Annotated in this window: 5 protein-coding genes and 1 pseudogene; 3 read left to right on the forward strand and 3 right to left on the reverse strand. The window is 66.2% G+C overall.

Annotated elements, in window-relative coordinates; all coding sequences use genetic code 11:
- Positions 1 to 159: 159 nt before the first annotated feature.
- Positions 160 to 1,299, reverse strand: a complete 1,140-nt coding sequence (locus ACWD5O_RS36840; RefSeq protein WP_450088142.1) for a helix-turn-helix domain-containing protein — start codon at positions 1,297 to 1,299, stop codon at positions 160 to 162.
- Between the two features lie 133 nt (positions 1,300 to 1,432).
- A complete protein-coding gene (locus ACWD5O_RS36845; RefSeq protein ID WP_450088143.1) occupies positions 1,433 to 1,846 on the reverse strand; it encodes an NUDIX hydrolase in 414 nt (137 codons plus the stop codon).
- A 117-nt stretch (positions 1,847 to 1,963) separates the two neighbouring features.
- Between ACWD5O_RS36845 and ACWD5O_RS36850 the strand changes: the two genes are divergently transcribed.
- Positions 1,964 to 2,782 carry a TauD/TfdA family dioxygenase gene (locus ACWD5O_RS36850; protein ID WP_450088144.1) on the forward strand — a complete coding sequence of 273 codons (819 nt, stop codon included), beginning with the start codon at positions 1,964 to 1,966 and terminating at the stop codon, positions 2,780 to 2,782.
- 980 nt (positions 2,783 to 3,762) lie between these two features.
- On the opposite strand, the pseudogene ACWD5O_RS36855 reads toward ACWD5O_RS36850, so the two are convergent.
- Positions 3,763 to 3,953 (reverse strand): annotated as a pseudogene (locus ACWD5O_RS36855) (ArsR/SmtB family transcription factor); the annotation flags it as partial.
- A gap of 279 nt (positions 3,954 to 4,232) precedes the next feature.
- Between ACWD5O_RS36855 and ACWD5O_RS36860 the strand changes: the two are divergent.
- The gene (locus ACWD5O_RS36860) at positions 4,233 to 4,736 is read left to right on the forward strand and encodes a Panacea domain-containing protein (protein ID WP_449939477.1); all 504 of its coding nucleotides are present in this window, start codon (positions 4,233 to 4,235) and stop codon (positions 4,734 to 4,736) included.
- A 15-nt stretch (positions 4,737 to 4,751) separates the two neighbouring features.
- Entirely contained in the window at positions 4,752 to 5,228 is a 477-nt protein-coding gene (locus tag ACWD5O_RS36865) for a hypothetical protein (protein ID WP_449939474.1), read from the forward strand.
- Positions 5,229 to 5,410: the final 182 nt, after the last annotated feature.

Raw genomic sequence — 5,410 nt, forward strand, 5'->3', positions numbered from 1 at the left:
GTCCTCCCGCCGCCGTTCTAGGCGTCGGCCTGGACCGGCGGGCAGAGTCTCGCGCGTTACATCCTCGATCACCCGGACACCGTGGCCGGTCGCCATGTCCTCGACGTCGCAACCGGCTCCCGACTGGTCGCTATCGCCGCGGTGCACAAGCAATGCGGATTATGGTGCCTGGGCGCCGGCCGGGTTCGGCTCGGGGACGCGGAGCCTGTCCAGCGCTTGGCGCGCGAGCTCCCCGACAGCAGGAAGACGCGACGCGGAGGCCCGGAAGGTGCGCTGGATCTGGTGAGGTAGGCGGTGCTCCTGGGCGATGGCGATGGCAGCCTGGAACGCCGCTTCGGCTTGGGATGTGCCGCGGCAGGCCAAGAGCACTTCGCCGGTGGTGACGTGGAGAATCGCCTGCCATTGCGGTGGTATCGCGGTGGTGGACATACGGTGGCGATCGAGCAGGTCGGTGGCCAGGTCGTGTCGGCGTGTGTGAACCAGCCCGCGCAGGTGCACTTCGTGGAGGGCGTGAAGGCTGGTGAGTCCGGTGCCGGGTTTGGCGTCGACGAGTCGCCAGGCGCGGGTGATGGCGTGGTCGAATAGGGCGGGGTCGCCGAGTTCTCCGGCGGCTCGGGCGAGCTGTACCAGAGCCGCACCTCGGTCGGGATCAGGCACCAGTTCCACAGAGCGTCGAAGTCGGGCAACGGCGGCGGTGTGCCGTTCGACCTTGCGCAGCTCGTTGCCGTGCACGCGGAGGGTGAAGGCGAGCAGGTCCTGGTCGTCGAGGTGTTCGGCCAGCCACAACGCCCGGCCGGTCCAGCGGGCGGCACTGACCAGTCGCTCCTCGGGCAAGACGTAGCCGAGTGAGACGCCGAGTTCGGCGCGAGCACGGGCAAGCAGGAGCATCACATCCCGCTCAACATGCCCGTCGGCGATCCGGCTCTCTAAGCGGGCAACCAGCGGCCAGAGCTCGTTGACGGCTTCGGCGCCGCACCCGGACTGCCGTGCGATCGCGGCGAGGCGGATAGTCGACTCGCCGAACTGGAGCATCGCGGTGAAGTCGGCGTCGTCGGGGTCGCTCACTCCAAGCGTGTGCGCAGGCACGCCGAGGTGGCGTGCAATCCGTAGCCGGGTGGCGACATCGCTAATCTCCCGCCGTCCCGTTTCGATCATCGAAATGTACGTCGGGTCGTAGCCGAGCAACTCCGCAAGACGTCGTTGGCTCACCCCGGTCGCGGCCCTGTAGGCGCGAATGATGACCGCGAGATCGCCGCTGGCCAGCGCGGCCCGTGCGATATCGCTGGTCCACAACCACAAGGCCGAGCCTCCATGGCGCTGGCCAGGGACTGGCAGGGCAGCACCGGCGATGGCGTGGCACGCCGGGCACAGCGGCGACGCACTCCAGCGGCCGACCCTCGCCCCGCAACCGCCGCACTGCATCGTCGGTCGCCTACATGACTCGGGCACTGAGTTTGGCGTACCAGGTCGTGATGGATCTCTTGTACCCGTCTGGCATGCGCAGCGCCGCGACCTCGGCCTCGGTGAACAGGCCGACTTCCTTGTGCTCGTGGCTGACGACCGGATCGGCGTCGGTGCCCACGTGGCAGCCGTACGTGATGATCAGGACATCGACGCCGTCGCGGATGTGGTACTGCCAAGCGTCCAGCAGCGGTCCAGAGGTCACCTGCCAGCCGACCTCCTCAACGATCTCCCGGGTCACGCAGTCGGCCGGTTCCTCACCGAGATCCAGCTTCCCGCCCGGCAGTTCCCACTCGTCGCGCTCGTTGCGTAGCAACAGCACGCGGCCGTTGCGAACCACGACGCCCTTCACGGAGACAGGGAATAGGTGCGGCTGGTAGCTCATCCGGCTTCCCTCCACTGGTGCAGGACCTGGACCGTCCGGAACGTAGCACGGTCATTGCTCGCTCATGGCGGCTCGGCATTGACAATCCGTCACTTGATCCATGCGGTAGGTGCGGCCATGGTGAACGCCGACGAGCGATTCGCCGGAGGTGACCAGATGCCCGACGTTGACGACCTGCCCCACGTGGACTTACGCGACCCGGACAGCACGGCTCGCATCCTGAGTGGCCTCACCACGCACGGCATCACGATCTTCCAGGGCGGAATCGAAAGGGACGATCTGCTCTATGCAGCCCGGTCACTGATCAGAATCCGCGAGCACCGCGACAGCGACTCCGACGGCGTGACCACTATCGCCCAGCGGCTAGCGTCCGAAGACGGAAAAACCAGCCTCGCGGGCTTCACCGATCGCGAGCTGTTGCCCCACACCGAAGGATCCGCTGTATGCCGGCCACCGCGCGTCCTGATGCTCGCATGTCTTCGCCGCGCGCAGACCGGTGGACGCAGCCATCTGGTGGACGGTCGCGACCTCTACGACGAGATCGCCCGCACCGAACCCGCCATACTCGCGGCGCTGTCCACGCCCCGATCCACGTACTTCGGCGGAGGATCCGGCCACCTCGGCGCGGTCTTCCAGCAGACGACCGAAGGCCGGATAGCCGTCCGGCTGCGCCTCGACGAGCTTGCGCGTTTCGCGCCGATGGTCGCGCCGTCTATCGACCGGCTTCGAGCGCTTGTCCAGCAGCACATCATTCCAGTCGACCTAGGTGAGGGCCACGGCTACATCCTGCTCAACGACCGCTGGCTCCACGGCAGAACCCGGTTCACCGGCGACCGCCTGATGCTGCGCATCATCGGTGACCCGATGTCCACCTACGCCCTGCCGAGCGGGTTCTGCCCAGCAGAGGCGCCGCAACCGGCCAAGCAAGCCACCTGACGTCCGTCGATACCACATCACCACCTCTCCCACTGTCTGCGGGTCGCAGAGCTGCGGCCCGCCCAACATCGACCGAATCAACGATGCCGACACCGGCGTTCTGAAGGGCACTCCATGAACCTGATCTCGATCGCGGCCATCAGCGCAGCGCTTGTGCTCGGATTCCTCGCCGGGCTGCTCGCATTCAAACGCTCGCTGCAATGGTGCCGCACCTGCGGTGCATCCCTATGCTGCCCGGAATGCACCCGGCCGCTACGCACAGAGTCTGCCACCCAGATCGCGAGGCGCGAACCGGGAAATTTACGTCCATAACCCGTCGTGCGATTCCCCGCCCGGTCGACGCCCGCGTGCAAACGGCCAGCCAAGTTCGGCCCCGAAAGCGCTGCCAGGAGCCGGAAGCATGAAATCACCAGCAGGAGGAGCGCGACGTGACCTTCTTCCAGGAGACCCGCCGGCGGCAATCAGAGACGACGTCGGCCGAGCAGATTGTCTCCTACACAGTGGCCCTGGAACGTAGACACCGATCGGTGTGGTCACGGAGGAAGGTCAGGTCAGTCGGCCTCTGCGGCGGTGGACGGCCCTGCCGGTCGAGACACCGCATACCGACCAGACGAGGGCACTGGTCCGGTGAGGCGTCATGACCACGCACGGACCAGTTCTGCCGATCTGGACCTGCGCCGGGTGCGGTGCCCCATGGCCCTGCCGCACACGACGCCACGAGCTGCGAGCCGAGTTCGAAAGCGCTCCCATCTCCCTCGCCCTGTATATGGGCTCCTGCATGGTTGCCGCGAGCCAGGACATGGGCTGGGCTTCCGCGGGGCTACTGCATCGCCGGTTCCTGGGCTGGCTGCGATGACCGCACCCGCTCTGGTGACCTGCTCTACGCGACCCGACCAGTCAGCGCGCAGTTCGTGATTCCGATTGTCTTTCGCGCGACGCCGGTGCCCGGCCGGCATTGCGCCGGCCTTAGACGCTGCTGGTCAGCGGGTCTTCTGCTTTGCCCGCTTGTGGGGCGGCGTCAACAGCTCGGCGATCGCAGCGATCGCCGGCGGCACCAGGCGGTAGACGCCCATACGCCGCGTTGCTCGCGCTCGAGCAGGCCAGCCTCGGTGAGGATCCGAAGATGGTGGCTCACGGTGGGCTGGGAGAGCCCGAGCGGCGCGGTGAGGTCGCTCAGGCGGAAGGTGACGTACTGGCTGCAGTTCAGCGGAACTCGGCCTCTACACCTCCACAGGGTGGCCGGGCGCAGCATGTGGCGGGTGTACCTCGACGCCGTCTCCCTCCGCGCTCTGGATCCCGCATGCACTGGTTGCGCTGTCAGGAATGACATACCTGTTACGCAGGGCAAAACGGGCATCACTGTCAGAGCCGCGATGTAGCGTTGGAGATAAGCCGCTACCCTGTGGCACCTACGCGGGCACACCCCCTCTACCCGCCAGGAGTGATCGACATGGCTAACGCGCATGACGTAGCCGCCTACATTCTGTCCCGTCATGGGCAGATGTCGGCCATGAAGCTGCAAAAACTCGTCTACTACTCGCAGGCTTGGCACCTGGTCTGGGACGACGAACCGCTGTTCCCTGAGCGAATTGAGGCGTGGGCGAACGGACCCGTGGTGCGTGAACTGTACGACGTGCACCGCGGGCAGTTCTCGGTAAGCGAGTGGCCCACGGGCAGCCCGAGGAACCTCACGGAGTCAGCACTTGCCACCATCGACGTGGTCCTGGACAACTACGGCCACCTGGACGGGCGCAAGCTCAGCCACCTCACCCACGGCGAGGACCCGTGGGTAGACGCCCGCGCCGGACTGTCGGCAACAGCCCGATCCAACGCGGAGATCAGCCCGCAGGCGATGCAGAACTACTACGCGAGCGTCGACACCGCTGAGGACGCTGTGCCGGTCGACGAGATCGTCTGGGACGAGTGGGCGAACCACCAGAACCCCCACCGATAGCCCGACACGTTCCGTATGTCCCCTAAAAAGCCGAAGGCCAGGGCGACGTCCCTTGCCAAGTCTGCCGGTGAACGCCAGCCGAAGGCGCTGCCGCTTCCACAGGGCAACGACCGCCGGCTGGTCGTCTCATTCCAGTACGTCGACCGCGCCTTTGACGGTGCGTGGGGGTGGCCCGAGGCCGGTACCCCGGACGCCTGGGAGATCTTGAACTTCCTGTGCGATATCTCCGCCCTGACTTGGGGCGAGATCCTCGCGCAGGAGACCGGACAAAGGAACAAACGCCACAAGAAGCATCACGCGTACTCGACCGACACCGTCGGCGCCCACGCCCAGACTCGACTGGCACAACGTGAGCTGGACCAGGTGACGGAGGAGCTGTTCCGGTTCCGGATCTCGGGCCCGAAGCGGCTGTGGGGGTTCCGGGCGGATGAGGTGTTCCACGTGCTGTGGTGGGATCCTGATCACAAGGTGTGCCCGACTGACCGGAACTGACTGATCCCGCAGGGAGTTGCCTTACCTGTCGTTGGGACTGCAGCGCCTCGGCTGCGGCTGCTATTAGCAGGACTGCCAGAACTGGCCCCCTGTCTGTCAGGGTGAGTTGAGGCCAACGGCTCGTAGCAAGTCCGTCTGGCAGGGCGAGTTCAGGATCGAGATTCGTTGAATACTGCTGTTGA

This window comes from Micromonospora sp. NPDC005161, assembly GCF_053599855.1.